The 16,926-nt window shown below is 74.0% G+C and carries 14 protein-coding genes; 4 read left to right on the forward strand and 10 right to left on the reverse strand.

Going from position 1 to position 16,926, the window contains the following annotated elements; translation table 11 throughout:
- Positions 1-69: 69 nt before the first annotated feature.
- Genes recD2 through IO39_RS11170 form a run of 3 tightly spaced genes read right to left on the reverse strand, consistent with a single transcriptional unit; the run spans position 70 to position 4,641 of the window.
- Positions 70-2,211 carry an SF1B family DNA helicase RecD2 gene (gene recD2, locus IO39_RS11160; RefSeq protein ID WP_052422738.1) on the reverse strand — a complete coding sequence of 714 codons (2,142 nt, stop codon included), beginning with the start codon at positions 2,209-2,211 and terminating at the stop codon, positions 70-72.
- 34 nt (positions 2,212-2,245) lie between these two features.
- Positions 2,246-3,505 carry an erythromycin esterase family protein gene (locus IO39_RS11165; protein ID WP_052422739.1) on the reverse strand — a complete coding sequence of 420 codons (1,260 nt, stop codon included), beginning with the start codon at positions 3,503-3,505 and terminating at the stop codon, positions 2,246-2,248.
- Positions 3,502-4,641, reverse strand: a complete 1,140-nt coding sequence (locus IO39_RS11170; RefSeq protein ID WP_084772693.1) for an acetate/propionate family kinase — start codon at positions 4,639-4,641, stop codon at positions 3,502-3,504. Before IO39_RS11170 ends, IO39_RS11165 begins: the two co-directional genes overlap by 4 nt.
- A gap of 95 nt (positions 4,642-4,736) precedes the next feature.
- On the opposite strand from IO39_RS11170, the gene IO39_RS11175 reads away from it, so the two are divergent.
- The 4 genes from IO39_RS11175 to IO39_RS11190 are packed head-to-tail and all read left to right on the forward strand — an operon-like array spanning position 4,737 to position 8,851.
- The gene (locus tag IO39_RS11175; RefSeq protein WP_043620033.1) at positions 4,737-5,225 is read left to right on the forward strand and encodes a (2Fe-2S)-binding protein; all 489 of its coding nucleotides are present in this window, start codon (positions 4,737-4,739) and stop codon (positions 5,223-5,225) included.
- Positions 5,222-6,193, forward strand: a complete 972-nt coding sequence (locus IO39_RS11180; RefSeq protein ID WP_043620035.1) for an FAD binding domain-containing protein — start codon at positions 5,222-5,224, stop codon at positions 6,191-6,193. Before IO39_RS11175 ends, IO39_RS11180 begins: the two co-directional genes overlap by 4 nt.
- The gene (locus tag IO39_RS11185) at positions 6,190-8,220 is read left to right on the forward strand and encodes a xanthine dehydrogenase family protein molybdopterin-binding subunit (RefSeq protein WP_043620036.1); all 2,031 of its coding nucleotides are present in this window, start codon (positions 6,190-6,192) and stop codon (positions 8,218-8,220) included. Before IO39_RS11180 ends, IO39_RS11185 begins: the two co-directional genes overlap by 4 nt.
- Before the next feature lie 52 nt (positions 8,221-8,272).
- Positions 8,273-8,851, forward strand: coding sequence for a DUF6328 family protein (locus IO39_RS11190; RefSeq protein WP_052422740.1), 579 nt, complete (start codon positions 8,273-8,275; stop codon positions 8,849-8,851).
- On the opposite strand, the gene IO39_RS11195 is transcribed toward IO39_RS11190, so the two are convergent.
- The 7 genes from IO39_RS11195 to IO39_RS11225 form a co-directional block, all read right to left on the reverse strand.
- Positions 8,800-9,117, reverse strand: a complete 318-nt coding sequence (locus IO39_RS11195) for a cation:proton antiporter (protein WP_043620038.1) — start codon at positions 9,115-9,117, stop codon at positions 8,800-8,802. The genes IO39_RS11190 and IO39_RS11195 overlap by 52 nt on opposite strands.
- Before the next feature lie 40 nt (positions 9,118-9,157).
- Positions 9,158-9,418 (reverse strand): MrpF/PhaF family protein, encoded by a 261-nt coding sequence (locus IO39_RS11200; protein ID WP_043620040.1) that lies wholly within the window; start codon positions 9,416-9,418, stop codon positions 9,158-9,160.
- A complete protein-coding gene (locus IO39_RS11205; protein ID WP_052422741.1) occupies positions 9,415-10,008 on the reverse strand; it encodes a Na+/H+ antiporter subunit E in 594 nt (197 codons plus the stop codon). The genes IO39_RS11200 and IO39_RS11205 overlap by 4 nt, the downstream gene beginning before the upstream one ends.
- On the reverse strand, positions 10,005-11,573 hold the full coding sequence (locus IO39_RS11210) for a Na+/H+ antiporter subunit D (RefSeq protein WP_245641912.1): 1,569 nt from the start codon (positions 11,571-11,573) through the stop codon (positions 10,005-10,007). The genes IO39_RS11205 and IO39_RS11210 overlap by 4 nt, the downstream gene beginning before the upstream one ends.
- Positions 11,570-12,385 (reverse strand): Na(+)/H(+) antiporter subunit C, encoded by an 816-nt coding sequence (locus IO39_RS11215; RefSeq protein ID WP_245641913.1) that lies wholly within the window; start codon positions 12,383-12,385, stop codon positions 11,570-11,572. The genes IO39_RS11210 and IO39_RS11215 overlap by 4 nt, the downstream gene beginning before the upstream one ends.
- Positions 12,382-15,189 (reverse strand): Na+/H+ antiporter subunit A, encoded by a 2,808-nt coding sequence (locus IO39_RS11220; protein ID WP_043620042.1) that lies wholly within the window; start codon positions 15,187-15,189, stop codon positions 12,382-12,384. The genes IO39_RS11215 and IO39_RS11220 overlap by 4 nt, the downstream gene beginning before the upstream one ends.
- A 273-nt stretch (positions 15,190-15,462) precedes the next feature.
- Complete coding sequence (locus tag IO39_RS11225) at positions 15,463-16,674, reverse strand: alpha/beta hydrolase (protein ID WP_245641914.1); 1,212 nt, start codon at positions 16,672-16,674, stop codon at positions 15,463-15,465.
- Positions 16,675-16,926 lie beyond the last annotated feature (252 nt).

A 16,926-nucleotide genomic window follows, 5' to 3' on the forward strand; every position in this document is an offset into this window, starting at 1 on the left:
CCCGGCATGCCGGCCCCGCGCGGGGAGACCACGGCCCTGCCCGGAGGCCGGGTGCCCTGCCCGGGAGGGTCAGGTGTCGAGGCTCAGGGAGAGGCGGCGGGCCAGGCCCGTGTTCCTCGGGTGCCCCAGCCGGTGCACCGCCAGCTCCAGCGCCTCCCGCTGCCCCACCAGCACCACCCACGCCCTGGCCCGGGTCACCAGCGTGTAGAGCAGCTTGCGGCGCAGCATGACGCCGCCCGACTCGGCCACGATCGGCGCCACCACGAACGGGTATTCGCTGCCCTGCGACCGGTGCACGCTGATCGCGTAGGCGTGTGTCAGGTCGTCGAGCTCGTCGAACGAGTAGCGCACGCTCTCCCCGTCGTCGGTGCGGATGTCGATCGCCCGCTCCTCCCGCACCACCGCCGTCACCGTGCCCGTCTCGCCGTTGAAGACCCCCTTGTCGTAGTTGTTGCGGATCGGCATCACCCGGTCGCCGACCCGGAAGACCGTCGCCCCCGACCAGTGCTCGGGCTTGTCGTCGGCGGCCGGGTTGAGCTGGTCCTGGATGAGCCGGCCGAGCGCGGTGGCGCCCGTCTCGCCCTTGCGCATCGGGCACAACACCTGGACCTGGGCGGGGTCGACGTTCTGCTTGCGGGGGATCGCCACCATCGCCAGGTGGGCCACCCGCCGGGCCACCTGCTCGGGGTCGTCGAGCTCCTCGAACCAGAACCCGCCGCCGCCGGGCCGCGCCGGCAGCCGGCCGGCCCGGATGCGGTGGGCGGCGTCGATGATGCCGCTGCCGCCCTGCTGGCGGAAGACGTGGGTGAGCTGCACCCGCGGGATCGCCTCGGCCCGCAGCAGGTCGGCCAGCACGTCGCCGGCGCCGATGCTGGGCAGCTGGTCGCTGTCGCCGATGAGCAGCAGGTGGCTGCCGGGCCGCACGGCCGAGGTGAGCCGGGTCGCCAGGTGCAGGTCGAGCATGGACGCCTCGTCGACCACGACCAGGTCGGCCTGGGATGGCCGCTCGTCGAAGAGCGTCTCGGGGTCGGGGTCGGGCTGCTGGGCCAGCATCCGGTGCACGGTCATCGCGGGCAGCCCGGTCAGCTCCGACAGCCGCTTGGCGGCCTTGCCGGTGGGGGCCGTGAGCGTCACCGTGCCGCCCGCCGCCCGCACGGTGGTCGCGATGGCCTTGACCGTGTGGCTCTTGCCGCAGCCCGGGCCGCCGGTGATGATCGAGACGGTGCTGGTCAGCGCCATGGTCACGGCGGCGCGCTGGTCTTCGTGCAGGTCCGGGTCCTCGCGGTAGGAGCGCAGCGGCAGCGTGGAGCGGGCCTTCATGAGCGCGGTGAGCTGGGCGGTGAGCGCCACCTCGCGGCTGTGGACGTGTTTGAGGTAGGCCACCACCTGCTCGGCCTGCCCCGGCCGCCCGGGCGCCGTCTCCAGGACCACCCGCCGCTCGGCCGCCAGCGCGTCGACCGTCGGCCGCACCAGGTCCTGGTCCTGCTCGATCAGCTCGGCCGCCTCCCTGACCAGCGTGGCGACCGGCACGTAGCAGTGCCCGTCGCGGTTGCCCGCCGCCTCCAGCCGGTCGAGCAGCGCCGCCCGGACCCGCTGCGGGCTGCGCTCGGGCACCCCCGACTGCAGCGCGATGCGGTCGGCGATGCGGAACCCGATGCCCCTGACCCGGCCGATGAGCCGGTAGGGGTCGGTGGCCAGCACCTCGTCGGCGTCCTGCCCGAACACCTGGTAGATCTTGGCCGCCAGCAGCGGGCTGACCCCCAGCCCCTGCAACGTCACCATCAGCGCGGCGATGGCCTTCTGCTCCTGCCACGCCGCGACGATCTGCGCCTGCCGCAGCGGGCCGATGTTGACGACCTCGGTGAGCCGCTCCGGCTCGGTGTCGATGACCTTGAGCGTGGCCTCGCCGAAGTGGTCGACGATCGCGTACGCCAGCCGCGGCCCGATGCCCCTGATCAGCCCCGACCCCAGATAGATGCGGATGGCCCGCACCGACGACGGCGTCACCCGCTCGCAGCCGGAGACCGCGAAACGCCGGCCGTAACGCGGATGCCGGCTCCAGTCGCCGAACAGCCGCAGCGTCTCGCCCGGCTGCACCCCGGCCAGCGCCCGCCCGGTGGCCACGAAGTCGGGCACGCCGTCGGCGCTCATGCGCGCGACGGTGTATTCGTCCTCCCGGACGTAGACGAGCTGCTCGACGGACGCCTCCACACGGGAGATCAAACCATCCGCCACCGACAAACGGTCACATCGCCGTCGGGTACGTCTCGGGCTCCACGTCGCCCCACGGCTCGCCGTGCAGCGGATGCACGGCCCTGGTCTCGTCCAGCCAGAGGAAGGCGTCGTAGCGGCGGCCCACCACCGTGGGCACGTAGTTGCCCCACCGCTCCCGCTCGGGGTGGTACACCACGCCGATCGCCCGGTGCCCCATCGGCTCGTCGTACCAGTCGGCGCGCAGGCCCGGCGGCGGCACCAGGAACAACGCGTCCCGCCCCGGCCCCGTCCCGCCCAGCGCCTCGTGCAGGAACGCCTCCAGCGACGCCGGCCGGGCCGGCGGCACCCGCATCACGTGGTGCTGCGCGCCCCACCGGTCGCCGGCCACCACCGTGCCGCGATGGCTGCCGAAGCCGACCAGCACCACGTCCTCGCGGTGCCGTTCGCGGGCGATCTGCCCCAGGTTGGTCATGCCCGCCGCGGCCATGTCGGTGGCGCGGGCGTCGCCGACATGCGTGTTGTGCGCCCACACGACGCCCTTGGCCCCGTGGTGCTCGGCCAGCCGGTCGAGGGTGTCGGCCATGTGGGCGTCCCTGATGTTCCAGGAGTCGGGGCCGCCGCGCACCATGGCCCGGTAGTAGCGCTCGGCCCCGGCCACGACCTCGGCGTTCTGCCGCACCCCGAACTCGCCGCCGCCCACCGAGGCCAGCAGGTTCACCACCTCGTCCTCGCAGGCGCCGGGGACGAGCCGGGCGGCCAGGCCGTACTGCTGCGGGTCGTGGCCGTAGGACTCGAAGCAGTACAGCGCCTCCATCACCGAGTCCATCTGCTCCGGCAGGTGGGCGGCGGCGTAGCGGCGGACGGCGCGCAGGGAGTCCCAGAGGCTGTAGACGTCGAGGCCGTGGAAGGCGCAGCGCTCGCCGGGCGGGCGTTCGGCGTTCCAGCGGCGCAGCCAGCGGCAGAAGTTCACGACCTCCTCGTTGGCCCACATGAAGGTGGGCCAGCGCGCGAACCCGTACAGGGCGTCGTAGGGGTCGGTGTCGGTGGTGACGGCCTGGTTGACGCGTTCGCAGTCGGGCCAGTCGCCCTCCACCGCGACGAAGCCGAAGCCCTTCTCGGCGATCAGCCGGCGGGTCAGCTCGGCCCGCCAGGCGTAGAACTCGTGGGTGCCGTGGCTGGCCTCGCCGATCAGCACGAACCTGGCCTCGCCCACCCGTTCGAGCAGCGGGCCGAGGTCTCCGGGGCCGGTGAGCGGCAGCGCCGCGCGGCGTACCTCGTCGAGGTTGCTCATGTCTCCTCCTCCGCCAGCACCCGCAGGCATTCCCGGGCGAGCTGGAGCTCCTCGCGCACCTGCACGACCAGGACGGGCACGGCCGCGCCGGCCGCGCTGACCGGCCCGTCGTCGCGGCGGCCCGCCAGGGCGGGCGGCTCGATCCCGAGCAGGCCGAGGCGGCGGCAGACGGCCTCGCGCACCTCGGGCTGGTCCCAGCCGATCTCCCCGGTGAACACCAGCGCGTCGATCCGCCGCAGCGAGGTGGCCGCGGCGGCGATCTCGCGGCCGATCCGCCGCGCGAACACGCGCAGCGCCAGCCCGGCCGCCGCGTCGCCGTCCCGCTCGGCCGCGACCAGCTCCCGCGTGTCGCCGGACCGGCCGCCGGACAGGCCGAGCAGCCCCGAGCGGCGCCACAGCCCGTCGGCCAGCTCCGGCGCCGGCATCCGGTCCAGCAGCCACAGCAGCATCCCCGGGTCCACGCTGCCCGAGCGCTTGCTCATGGGCAGGCCGTCGAGCGGCGTGAACCCCATCGAGGTGTCCAGGCTGCGCCCGCCCGACACGGCCGTGACCGAGCAGCCGCCGCCCAGGTGCGCCAGCACGAGATCCAGCTCGGCCGGCGGCCTGCCGAGCAGCTCGCTGGCCCGGTCGGCCGCCCAGGCGCAGGACAGGCCGTGAAAGCCGTGGCGGCGCAGGCCGTACCGGTCGCGCCACTCGGATGGCAGGGCGTACGCGGCGGCCTCGTCCGGCAGGCCGGCGTGGAAGGCCGTGTCGGGGCAGAGCACGTGCGGCACCGCGGGCAGCTCCGCGCGGGCCGCCTCCAGCAGGGCCAGCGCGGGCGGCAGGTGCAGCGGCGCCAGCCCGGTCAGGCCGCGCAGCGCCGCGACGGTCTCGTCGTCGGCCACCGCGGGGGCGCGCACCACGTCGCCGCCGTGCACCAGCCGGTGCGCCACCGCCCTGACGTCGCGGTCGAAGTGGCCACCGAGGAACGCCGACAGCTCCTCCCCGGCCGACCCGGGCCCGGCGGCCCGCTCGGCGTGCGCGCTGTCCAGCACGCTGCCCCCCTGTACGAGGTCCAGGCGCAGACTGGACGACCCGGCGTTGACGGTGAGTATCGCCGCCGACTCCGCCACCTGCTCGTCCATGGCCCGGCTCATGCCGCCCGGCTACCCCCCGTCGCCCCCCGGAAACGGCCGTCCGGCTTTACCGCCCCGCGAGGTTGTCCCCTGGGGACCTCGGGTAGCCGGACCCCATGAACATCACCCTGCAGGTGAACGGCGCGCCGCGCACGGTGGACGTGGATCCGCGCATGTCGCTGCTCGACCTGCTCCGCGAACGGCTCGGGCTCATCGGCGCCAAGAAGGGCTGCGACCACGGCCAGTGCGGCGCCTGCACGGTCCTGATCGACGGGCGGCGGGCCAACTCCTGCCTGGCGCTGGCGGTGGCGGTGGACGGCTCGGAGGTCACCACCGTCGAGGGGCTGGCCTCCGGCGACGACCTGCACCCGCTGCAGGCGGCCTTCATCGAGCACGACGCCTTCCAGTGCGGCTACTGCACGCCGGGGCAGCTCTGCTCGGCGGCGGGCATGCTGGGGGAGCCGGGCCCGAGCGCCGTCACCGAGGACCTCACCGTCGACCCCGGCCTGACGCCCGAGGAGATCGCCGAGCGGATGAGCGGCAACCTGTGCCGGTGCGGCGCGTACGTCAACATCGTCAGCGCGATCGGCGAGGTGACCCCGTGAAACCCTTCGAGTACGCCCGCGCGACCGGCCCGGCCGAGGCCGTGCGCGACTACACCCCCGGCACCATGTACCTCGGCGGCGGCACCAACCTCGTCGACCTCATGAAGCTGGGCGTGGCCGAGCCCGACCGCCTGCTGGACGTCAGCCGCCTGCCTCTCGACGGCATCGAGGAGGCGCGCGACCGCGTCCGCGTCGGCGCCACCGTCCGCAACACCGACCTGGCCGCCCACCCGCTGATCCGCGCCCGCTACCCGATGCTCGCGCGGGCGGTGCTGACCGGGGCCTCCGGGCAGGTCCGCAACGTCGCCACGGTCGCGGGCAACCTGCTGCAACGCACCCGCTGCACCTACTTCCAGGACGTCACCAGGCCGTGCAACAAGCGCCGGCCCGGCTCCGGCTGCCCCGCGATCGCCGGCGACCACGCCAACCTGGCCATCCTCGGCGCCTCCGACGCCTGCGTGGCCACCCACCCCTCCGACCTGGCGGTCGCGCTGGCCGCCCTCGACGCCGAGGTGCACGTCACCGGGCCGGGCGGCGACCGGATCGTGCCCATGCCGGGGCTGCACCGCCTGCCCGGCCACGAGCCCGAGCGCGACACCGTGCTGGCGCCCGGCGACCTCATCACGGGGGTGGAGCTGCCGCCCCCGCCGCCCGGCGCCTCGCTCTACCGCAAGGTGCGCGAGCGGGCCTCGTTCGCGTTCGCGCTGGTGTCCATCGCCGCCGTGCTCGACGTGGCCGCCGACGGCACCGTGGCGGACTGCCGCATCGCGCTGGGCGGCGTCGCCCACGTGCCCTGGCGGGCCGAGCGGGCCGAGCGGGCCCTGATCGGCGGGCCCGCGACCGGTGAGGCGTTCCTCCAGGCCGCCGAGGCCGAGCTGGAGCAGGCGGCGCCGCTGCCGCGCAACGCCTACAAGGTGCCGCTAGCCCGCAACCTGATCGTCGCCACGCTGGAGGAGCTCGCACCATGAACCGCGTCGAAGGCAGGGTCAAGGTCACGGGGCTGGCCACGTACGCGGCCGAGTACCCGGCGGAGAACGTCGCCTACGCCTACCCGGTGCAGGCGCAGATCGCCAAGGGCCGCGTCAAGCGCATCGACGTCGCGCAGGCGCTGGAGCTGCCCGGCGTGCTGGCCGTGCTGTCCTGCGAGGACCCGCCCCGGGTGGCCGAGGACGCCGACCCGGAGCTGGCCCTGTTTCAGCGCCGCGACGTCGCCTACCGGGGCCAGTTCGTGGCCGCCGTCGTCGCCGACACCTACGAGAACGCCCGCGCCGCCGCGGCGGCCGTGCGCGTCGACTACGACCCCGACGACCACGACGTGCGCCTCAGCGCCGACCACCCCGGCCTCTACCGGCCCGACGTCGTCAACCCCGGCTTCCCGACCGACACCGCCAAGGGCGACGTCGAGGCGGGCCTGGCCCAGGCCGCGACCACCGTGGACGTCACCTACGAGACGCCCGTCCTGCACAACAACCCGATGGAGCCGCACGCGGCGCTGGCCTTCTGGGACGCCGAGGGCCGGCTGCTGGTGTACGACACCGCGCAGGGCGCCTCCGGCAGCCGGGCCGCGATCGCCAAGACGCTGGGCCTGCCGCCCGACCGCGTCCGCGTGGTCTCCCGGCACGTCGGCGGCGGCTTCGGCGCCAAGGGCACCACCAGGCCGCAGGCCGTGCTGGCGGCGCTGGCCGCCAGGGAGGTGCGCCGCCCGGTCAAGATCGCGCTGACCCGGCACCAGATGTTCGACGTCACCGGCTACCGCACGCCCACGATCCAGCGGGTGCGGATCGGCGCCGACGCCGAGGGCCGGCTGACGGCCCTGGAGCACGTGGCGTACGAGCAGACCTCCACGCTGCTGGAGTTCGCCGAGCAGACCGCGGTCGTCGGCCGGGTCATGTACGCCACGCCCAACCTGCGCACCGCCCACCGCCTCGTCCGGCTGGACGTGTCCACCCCGTCGTGGATGCGCGCCCCGGGGGAGTGCCCCGGCATGTACGCGCTGGAGTCCGCCATGGACGAGCTGGCCTACGCCGCCGGCCTGGACCCCGTCGAGCTGCGCGTGCGCAACGACCCGGAGACCGAGCCCGAGGGCGGCCTGCCGTTCAGCTCCCGCAACCTGGTGGGCTGCTTGCGCGAGGGCGCCCGCCGCTTCGGCTGGGAGCGGCGCGACCCCGCGCCGGGGATCAGGCGCGAGGGGGAGTGGCTGGTGGGCACCGGCGTGGCCGCCTCCACCTACCCGGCCAGGCGCATGCCCTGCCAGGCCGTGGCCACCGTGCGCGACGGCGACTTCCTCGTCCAGGTGGCCGCCGCCGACATCGGCACCGGCGCGCGCACGGCGCTGACCAGGATCGCGGCGGGCGCGCTGGGCGTCGCGCCCGATCGCGTGCACGTCGAGCTGGGCGACAGCGACCTGCCGCGGGCGCCGGTCGCCGGCGGCTCCATGGGCACCGCCTCGTGGGGGTCGGCGGTCGTGCGGGCCTGCGAGGAGCTGCGGCGCGACGGCCGGGAGGGCCGCGCCGACACGACCGAGGAGATCAAGCGCGACGCCGAGCTGGCCAGGCACGCCTTCGGCGCCCAGTTCGCCGAGGTGCGGGTCAGCTCGGTGACCGGCGAGGTGCGCGTCTCGCGCCTGCTCGGCGTGTTCGCGGCCGGGCACATCGTGGACGCCAAGCTGGCCAGGTCGCAGTTCCTCGGCGGCATGACGATGGGCATGGGCATGGCGCTGATGGAGGAGACGCCCATCGACGAGGAGTTCGGCGGTTTCCTCCACCGCGACCTGGCGCAGTATCACGTCCCGGTCTGCGCCGACGCCCGGCACGTGGAGGCGGTCTGGCTGGAGGAGCACGACGACGCGCTCAACCCGATGGGCAGCAAGGGCATCGGCGAGATCGGCATCGTCGGCACGGCCGCCGCGATCGGCAACGCCGTCTTCCACGCCACCGGCCACCGCGTGCGCGAGCTGCCGATCACCCCGGCCAAGATCCTCGCGCCGAGGTTTTAGCGCCGTCCTGGAAGGAAGAGGAAACCCCTCGTTCGACACACGGGAGGGCGGCGTGACGTACCAGGCGGAGCAGGGACGGGCCGATCGCGAGGAGTCGGAGCAGGAGCGCGCGGACCGCAATTTCGTGGAATTACTCCAGGGCGCGCGGGTGGCGGTCACCGGGGTGCAGGTGCTGTTCGCGTTCCTGCTCACGGTGCCCTTCTCCTCCGCCTTCGCCAGGCTCGACCAGGTGGACCGGTGGTTGTACTTCGCGGCGCTGATCAGCGCCGCGCTCGCGTCGATCTGCTACATCGCGCCGGCCTCGCAGCACCGCGTGCTGTTCCGCCAGGGCCGCAAGGAGACTCTGGTACGGCGCTCCAACTTCTACGGCATCCTGGGCGCGCTGGCCCTGGCGGTGTCGATGACCACCGCCACCCTGTTCGTGATCGACTACCTGTTCGACGCCACCCTGGCCTGGATCACCGCGGGGCTGCTGGCGCTGCTGGCCCTGTGGACGTGGTTCCTCCAGCCGGGCATGGACCGCTCCGACGGGCCGGACGACCCCGCCGACGGGCCCGACCGGCTGCCGCGCCGGTCGCGTCAGTCCTCGGGCGGCAGCTCGGTGTCGTCGTCGGGGGACTCGCGCGAATAGCCGGCCCGCGCCACCATGTAGGCCGCGACCGACACGCCGATCACCTGCGACATCCCCACCAGCAGCAGCGGCCCCGCGTACGCCCAGGTGGGCCGGTGCAGCCACATGGCCAGCAGCACCAGCAGCACGCCGAGCACCTGCGGTTTTGTGCCGGCGTGCATGCGGTCGAGCGTGGTCCGGAAACGCACCAGGCCCACCCCGGCGGTGAGCGCCAGCAGCGCGCCCAGCAGCAGGCAGGCCGCCACCGCGACCTCCTGCGCGCTCATCGCGACCTCCCGCCGGAGCGCCCGCTGGCGGCCTCCCGGCTCATCGCGACCTCCCGGCGAAGAACCGGGCCAGCGACACCGACCCGACGAACCCCAGCAGCGACAGCACCAGCAGGATCGGCAGGTCGGAGTAGTCGTCCCTGGCCACGGCGAACGCCCCGACGCCGCACATCGACAACGACGTGAACACGTCCAGGGCCACCGCCCGGTCCAGCATCGTGGGGCCGCGCCCCACCCGGTAGAGCGCCGCCGCCGCCCCGCACCACAGCAGCCCGACGGTCACCAGGTACACCACCGTCATCCCAGCTCCTCCAGGTCCCGCGCGGTGCCGAACGCGCGCACGATCCGCCGCTCCAGCCTGGCCACGTCCGCCCGCACGGCGTCGGCCACGGTGCCGGCCACGGTGTCGGCCACGCCGCCGTGGCCGGCGTCGTGGCGCAGGCCCAGCACGTGCACCACCAGCTCCCTCGGGTACGCCTCCACGACGATGGTCCCCGGCACCGTGGACAGCGCCACCATGAGCAGCACGGTCATCGACTCCGACGAGGTGCGCAGCGGCACCCGGACGATCTCCGTCGGCGGCGGCCCCGGATGCGCCACCCAGAACACCACCCGCGCCGTCGAGGTCACCAGGTCCCACAGGAAGTACAGCAGGAACGTGACCAGCCCGACCGGCCGGATCCTGACCCCCGGGTCCAGGATCGGCAGCGGCAGCAGCCACGTCACCACCAGCCCGGTCACCACCCCGCCCAGCACGTTGCCGAGCGACAGGTCGCCCCACAACGTCACCCAGACCAGCGCCAGCCATGCCACCAGCGGCAGCGGCACCCGCCTGCCGAGCAGCCGCGGCGCCAGCACCCGCCGCGTCACGGGCGCCTCTCCGGCGCTCATCGGAGCCGCTCCAGCACGGCGGTGATGTACGGCTGGCGGGCCATCAGCTCGCCGGCCGCCCGCTGCGCCAGCCCCGACAGCGGCCCGGCCAGCACCGTGAACGACAGCCCCAGCACGACCAGCGCCGCCACCGCCGCCGGCAGCGCCACCGGCAGCGCGGTCGTGGTGACCGTCGGGTCCTCGCCGGTGTGCTCCTCGCTCTCCAGCACCCGGCCCACCCGGTCGGAGCGCGACCCCCGCCAGAACGCCTTGCCCCACGTCTTGGCGATCGCGTACAGCGTGAGCAGGCTCGTCACCAGGCCCGCCGCCACCAGCGTGACCGGCAGCCAGCCGCCGCGCGCCAGCCCGGCCTGCACCAGCATCAGCTTGCCGAGGAAGCCCGACATCGGCGGGATGCCCGACAGGTTCATGGCCGGCACGAAGAAGAGCACAGCCAGCAGCGGCGAGGCCCGCATCAGCCCGCCCAGCCGCGACACCGACGTGGTGCCGGTGCGCCGCTCGACCAGCCCCGCCACCAGGAACAGGCTCGTCTGCACGGTGATGTGGTGCACCACGTAGAACACCGCGCCCGCCAGCCCCGCCACCGTGGACAGCGCCACCCCGAACACCATGTAGCCGATGTGGCTGACCAGCGTGAAGGAGAGCATCCGCTTCATGTCCGTCTGCGCCACCGCACCCAGCACCCCCGTCAGCATCGTCGCCAGCGCCACCCACATCAGCAGCGTCGAGACCGGCCCGCCGGGGAACAGCAGCGCCTCCAGCCGGATGATCGAGTACACGCCGACCTTGGTCAGCAGCCCGGCGAACACCGCCGTGGCCGGGGCGGGCGCGGTGGGGTAGGAGTCGGGCAGCCACGCCGACATGGGGAAGATCGCCGCCTTGATCGCGAAGGCCAGCAGCAGCGTCAGCTCCACCAGCAGCTTGACCTGGTCCGGCAGCGTGGCGAAGCGTTCGGCGAGCTGCGCCAGCGACAGCGTCCCCGTGGCGCCGTAGCTGACGGCGATCGCGATCAGGAACAGCATCGACGAGGCCAGCGCCATCAGCGTGTACGTGGCCCCCGCCCGGATCCTGGACTCCGTGCCGCCGAACGTCAGCAGCACGTACGAGCCGCTCAGCAGCAGCTCGAACGCCACGAACAGGTTGAACAGGTCCCCCGCCAGGAACGCGTCGGCCACCCCCGCCACCATCACCAGGAACGCCGGATGGAAGATCGCCATGGGAGCGTCGTGCTCCTGCTCGTCGTAGGCGTTGGTGACCGAATACACCATCACGCACAGCGTCACCGCCAGCGACACCACCAGCACCAGCGTGGAGAGCCGGTCGGCCACCAGGGAGATGCCGATCGGCGCCGGCCAGCCGCCCAGCTCGGTCACCTGCGGCCCCTGCGTGTCGGCCGCGATCAGCAGCACCACCGACACGCTCAGCGAGACCCCGAGCGTGACCAGGCTGATCAGCGACTGCAGCCGGCGCAGCCGCCCGCCGATGGCCAGCTTCACCCCGGCGGCCAGCAGCGGCAGCAGCACGGGCACGCAGACGAGCCCCTCCAGCGGCGTCGGGCCGTTCACGAGTCGTCGCCCTCCAGCTCCGGGTCCTGGGCGAGGGCCTGCCGCTCGCGTTCCTCCCTGATGGCCTGCCGGAGCTGCCTGCGCGCCTCCCGCTGGCGGGCCTTGATGGCCCTGCGCAGCTCCCGCTCCCTGGCGGCCTGCTCCCTGCGGCCGCGCGCGTGCTCCTCGCGCAGTTGCTCGATGCGCTCCATGTTGGACATGGCGCCGGCGTCCTCCCGCAGCCCCACCTCCTCGAAGCGGTGCTGCAGCTCCTCCTCCGACATGCCCTCGTGGCGCAGCTCGCGCATCCACTGCTCCAGCTCGGTGTGCACGCGGGCGATGCGCCGCTCCAGGTCGGCCTCCTCCAGCCGCTCCCGCTCGGCCTGCTCGGCCTCCATGTTGGCCAGCTCGGCCCGCTGCTCGACGATCAGGCGGCGGTAGGCGTCCTGCCGGGCGCGCAGGGCGTCGCCCAGCTCGCCGCGGCGGGCGCGCAGCCGGACGCGGCGGTCCTCGGTGTCGTCCTGGACCTCGTCGCTGCCGGTGAGCTGCCACGACCGGTGCACCAGGGCCAGCAGGAACGCGCTCACGCCCAGCGTGATCACGATGGCGGTGAGCACCATGGCCTGCGGCAGCGGATCGGCCATGCCCGCCGCGCCCACGAAGGGCGGGCCGCCCGCGTCGCCGCCGGCGGTGACGATCAGCAGGTTCACCCCGTTGCCCAGCAGGATGACGCCGGCCAGCACGCGTACCAGGCTCCGCTCCAGCAGCAGCGTCACCCCGCAGGCGATCATCAGGCCGCAGGCCGCGAACGAGGACAGGGAGACGCTGTTCACACGCGCCCGCCCGCGCCGGCCCGCCGGTCGTCGCCGTCGTCCTGCAGGTCGATCTGGCGGTCCAGCTCGGCGCCCAGGGAGCGCAGCACGTCCTGGACCATGCCGATGACGGAGATGTAGACGCCCAGGTCGAACAGCAGCCCGGTGGACAGGTGCACGTGCTCCACCAGCGGCACGGGCACGTCGGTCGCCAGCATGTCCAGCGCCGCCCGGCCGAACAGCAGCCCGGCCAGCGCCGTCAGCGACGACAGCGTCAATCCCACGCCCATCAGCACGCCCGCGTGCACCGGCACGGCCGCGGCCAGCTCGTTCCTGCCGCCGGCCAGGTAGCGCACGGTGATCGCCAGCCCGGCCACGATGCCGCCCGCGAACCCGCCGCCGACCTTGCTGTGCCCGATGAACAGCAGGAACACCGAGAGCGTCAGCACCGTGTGGAACGTCAGCCGCGCGGCCACCTCCAGCGCCAGCGCCCGCTGCCCGCGCGGCAGCGTGGCCGCCAGCCAGTGGGTGTGCTCCGGGGGCCGGCGCCCGCTCTCGGCCCGCTCGATGCTGTACGACCGGCGCCGCAGGAACACCAGGCTCGTCACGCCCAGCGTCAGCACGATGAGCACCGCGCTCTCGCCCAGCGTGTCCCAGGCCCGGATGTCGAGGATGATGGTGCTGACGATGTTGCGGGCGCCGGTCTGCGCGGCCGCCGCCTCCATCAGCGCGCCGGCCGGCTCGGTGCCCCGCGCGGCCATCGCCACCATGCCCGCGCCCGCCGCCACCACGCCCACGGCCAGCCCGATCGCCAGCCGGAACGGGAACACCAGCCGGCCCTTGACCGGCGCGATCGGCAGCCGCCGCAGCACGAGCGCGAACAGCACCAGGCCCAGCGTCTCGGCCAGGAACTGGGTCAGCGCCAGGTCGGGGGAGCCGTGCGCCAGGAACATCAGCGCGGTCCCGTAGCCGGTCAGGCCGATGACCAGGCCCACCAACACGTACGCGCGGGCGAACAGCGCCAGGATCGACGCCGCCGCGAGCAGCACGACGAGAACCGGCTGCTCGGGCCGCTGCCAGGCGACGACCGGGACGTCCAGGCGCGGCGCGCCGCCGTACACGACGGAGAACAGCCCCACGCCGACCGTCGCGAGGAGGGTCAGCATGAGGTAATCGGGCACGGAGCCGCGCTGGATGAGACCGGTGAACTGGATGGCGAAGCGGTCCAGCCGCCGGATCGCCGTCCAGTACACCTGGCCGGAGTCCACCACGTGCAGGGCCGCGCCCGCCCGCGCCACCGGCTCCCTGGCCAGGAAGAGCGCCGCCCCGCCCGCCAGCGCCAGCGCCGACAGCAGCAGCGGCGCCGACAGGCCGGGCCAGGCCGCCAGGTGGGAGTGGTGCCCCGGGTCGCGGAACGTGCCGGTGTAACCGGACATCGCGCCCTCGTACCAGGGGGCCCACGGCGCGAGCAGCAGCCCCAGCGCCGCCAGCAGCGCCGCCGGGCCGAACATGGCGGCGGGCACCGGATGCGCCCGCGTGCGCTCGCGCTCCTTGCCGGCGAACGCGCCCCACAGGAACCGCAGCGTGTACGCCGCCGTCAGCGCCGACCCCGCCACCACGCCCGCCAGCGCGACCGGCGAGCCCAGCAGCGACTCCAGCGCCGCCTCCTTGCCCGCGAACCCCGCGAACAGCGGCAGCCCCGCCATGGACGCCCCCGCCAGCACCGCCGCCCCGCACACCCACGGCATCTCCCGGCCCAGCCCGCTCAGCTCGCGCAGGTCCCGCGTGCCGGTCGCGTGGTCGACGATGCCCACCACCAGGAAGAGCGCCGCCTTGAACAGCGCGTGGGCCAGGAGCATGCCCACCCCGGCCAGCGCCGCCCCCTGGGTGCCCGTGCCGAACAGCGTCACCAGGAACCCGAGCTGGCTGACCGTGCCGTAGGCCAGCAGCCGTTTCAGGTCGGTCTCCCGCAGCGCCCGCCAGCCGCCCAGCACCATCGTCACCAGGCCCAGCGGCACCGCCAGCGCCCGCCACAGGGCCAGGTCGCCGACCGCGGGCCCCAGCCTGGCCAGCAGGTACACCCCCGCCTTGACCATGGCCGCCGCGTGCAGGTAGGCCGACACGGGCGTGGGCGCGGCCATCGCGGCGGGCAGCCACGTGCTGAACGGGAAGATCGCCGACTTCGCCAGCGCCCCGGCCAGCACCAGCACGATCGCGGCCGGGGCCAGGTCCGGGGGGCGGGCGACGATCTCGGAGATCCGGTAGGTGCCGGCCGCCTGGCCGAGCAGGACGAACCCGGCGAGCATGGCCAGGCCGCCGAGCGTGGTCACCGTCAGCGCCTTCATCGCGGCCTGGCGGCTCACCCGGCTGAGCGGGTCGTAGCCGATGAGCAGGTAGGAGAAGACCGTGGTCAGCTCCCAGAACACGTACAGGAGCAGCAGGTCGTCGGCCATGACCAGGCCCAGCATCGAGCCGGCGAAGGCGGTCATCACGCCGCCGTAGCGGCCGAGCCCCTCGTCGCCCTGCGGGAAGTAGCGGGCGCTGTAGCAGAGCACCAGCACGCCGACGCCGGTGACCAGCGCCATCATCAGCACGGCCAGAGGGTCGGCGCGGAAGGACAGCTCGATGCCCATCAGCGGGCCCAGCGCGGGCGCGTACGGGAAGCTCTCGCGCGCGGGCAGCCCGCGCACCGCCAGCCACACCGTGCCGGCGAACGCGGCGGCCGGCGCGAGGGCCAGCACGAAGAAGGAGGCGCGCCCGATGCGGGCGGTCAGCCAGGGAGCGCAGACAGCCGCGACCGCGTGCAGGATGAGCAGCGACAGCATGGGCTCCTCAGGCGGGAATTTCCGGCTACGTCCGCCCAATCTCTCCCGCCGGGCCCCCGCCGCCGCGCAGGCGCGGCCTGGGTTGACCCGAAAGACACCAGTCCCACACCGAGGTGTGGGACTGGGGCACGCGCCCGGCCCGGCCGCGCGGCGTGTCGCGGGCCTGGGCGGTGGCAGGCGCCCGGTCGCGGAGGGCGCGCGGCGGGGTCATGCCCGGCCGGCGGTCAGGACCGGTCGCGGGGGGCGCGCGGCGGGGTCATGCCCGGCCGGCGGTCACGACCGGTCGCGGGAGGCGCCCGGGGGCGTGCCGCACGTCGCGGGGCGCGGGGCCTCCGCCGTGATCAGGTAGTGGTCGACCTTGCCGTCCAGGCAGGCCGAGCCCTTGCCGTAGCCGGTGTGGCCGTCGGCGACGTTGGTCAGCAGCACGCCCTTCGACAGCTGCGCCGCCAGCGCCTGCGCCAGCTTGTACGGCGTCGCCGGGTCACGCGTGGTGCCCACGACCACGATCGGCGGCGCGCCCTCGGCCCGCACCTTCTTCGGGTAGCGGGTGCCCTGGACCGGCCAGTTCGCGCACGGGTTCTCCGGGTGGTCGACGCAGTTGATGGCCATGAGGGCCTCGAAGCTGTTGTCGTATTTCCCGTTGGGCCGGCGGCCGTTGCTCTCGTCGGCCAGCCGCAGCAGCCCGGTGCCGTCGCCGCGGAAGGCGTCGGCCAGCGCGCCGCGCAGCCGGGGCCAGTCGGAGGTGGAGTACATGGCGTATTCCACGGCGGCGCGGGCCACGCCCTCGGTGACCTGCCTGCCGTCCCGCGTGTTGCGCAGCGGCGCCCGGTCGGCCCGCTCGTAGAGGCCCTCCAGCCGCTCCAGCGCGGCGTCGACCGAGCCCCCGGTGAACGGGCAGCCGCGGGTCCCGAAGCAGTCGCGCAGGAACGACTCGGTGGCCACCTCGAACCCGCGGTCCTGGTCGGCGCCGAGGTCCTGGGCGGTCTGCCCAGGGTCCTCGGCCCCGTCGAGCACCATCGCGCGGACGCGCGTGGGGAACAGGTCGGCGTAGACCGCGCCCAGGTAGGTGCCGTAGGAGAAGCCCAGGTAGGACAGGCGCGCGTCACCCAGCGCCACCCTCATGACGTCCATGTCGCGGGCCGCGTCGACGGTGCCGACGTGGGCCAGCAGCCGCTCGCCCGAGTTCTTCGCGCACGACTCGGCGAAGGTCTTGTCCCAGTTCGCGGCCTCCTTGACCTCGGCCTCGGTGTCGGGCGTCGGGTCGAGCGCGAGGTAGGCGTCGAGCCCCCGGCCGCCGAGGCAGCGCACCGGCGAGGAGCCGCCGACGCCGCGCGGGTCGAAGCCGACGATGTCGAAACGCTCGCGGACGGCCGCGGAAACGGTTTCCTTGGTGGCTTTCAGCGAATCCACGCCGGACCCGCCGGGGCCGCCGAAATTGAGCACCAGCGAGCCGATCTTCGGGCCCGTCGCGGGCAGCCGGACCATGCTGATGCCAATCTTCTCGCCACTCGGGCGGGAATAATCGAGAGGCACGGTCAATTTCGCGCACTCATAGCCGTTGCCACAGCTTGACCAGGCAAGACGCTGGCCGTAAAAGCCGTCGAGGCGATCGGTGCGGGGCGCGGCGGAAACCGCGCCCGGAACGCCGGTCAGGGCGATCAGGAACGCGACGAAGGACGTGAGGATTTTACTCAGGTGGCTCATGCATCAAGGGGGGGTAGGGAAATCGTGCACCAT

Source organism: Nonomuraea candida, from assembly GCF_000725485.1.
GTDB classification, from domain to species: domain Bacteria; phylum Actinomycetota; class Actinomycetes; order Streptosporangiales; family Streptosporangiaceae; genus Nonomuraea; species Nonomuraea candida.

What these genes read in the sequence shown, in the direction of transcription:
- IO39_RS11195 (WP_043620038.1), bottom strand. Translation starts at nt 9,117, where the DNA reads ATGAGCGCGCAGGAGGTCGCGGTGGCGGCCTGCCTGCTGCTGGGCGCG.
- IO39_RS11200 (WP_043620040.1), bottom strand. Translation starts at nt 9,418, where the DNA reads ATGACGGTGGTGTACCTGGTGACCGTCGGGCTGCTGTGGTGCGGGGCG.
- IO39_RS11165 (WP_052422739.1), bottom strand. Translation starts at nt 3,505, where the DNA reads ATGAGCAACCTCGACGAGGTACGCCGCGCGGCGCTGCCGCTCACCGGC.
- IO39_RS11170 (WP_084772693.1), bottom strand. Translation starts at nt 4,641, where the DNA reads ATGAGCCGGGCCATGGACGAGCAGGTGGCGGAGTCGGCGGCGATACTC.
- IO39_RS11220 (WP_043620042.1), bottom strand. Translation starts at nt 15,189, where the DNA reads ATGCTGTCGCTGCTCATCCTGCACGCGGTCGCGGCTGTCTGCGCTCCC.
- IO39_RS11175 (WP_043620033.1), top strand. Translation starts at nt 4,737, where the DNA reads ATGAACATCACCCTGCAGGTGAACGGCGCGCCGCGCACGGTGGACGTG.
- IO39_RS11225 (WP_245641914.1), bottom strand. Translation starts at nt 16,674, where the DNA reads ATGGTCCGGCTGCCCGCGACGGGCCCGAAGATCGGCTCGCTGGTGCTC.
- IO39_RS11185 (WP_043620036.1), top strand. Translation starts at nt 6,190, where the DNA reads ATGAACCGCGTCGAAGGCAGGGTCAAGGTCACGGGGCTGGCCACGTAC.
- IO39_RS11205 (WP_052422741.1), bottom strand. Translation starts at nt 10,008, where the DNA reads ATGAGCGCCGGAGAGGCGCCCGTGACGCGGCGGGTGCTGGCGCCGCGG.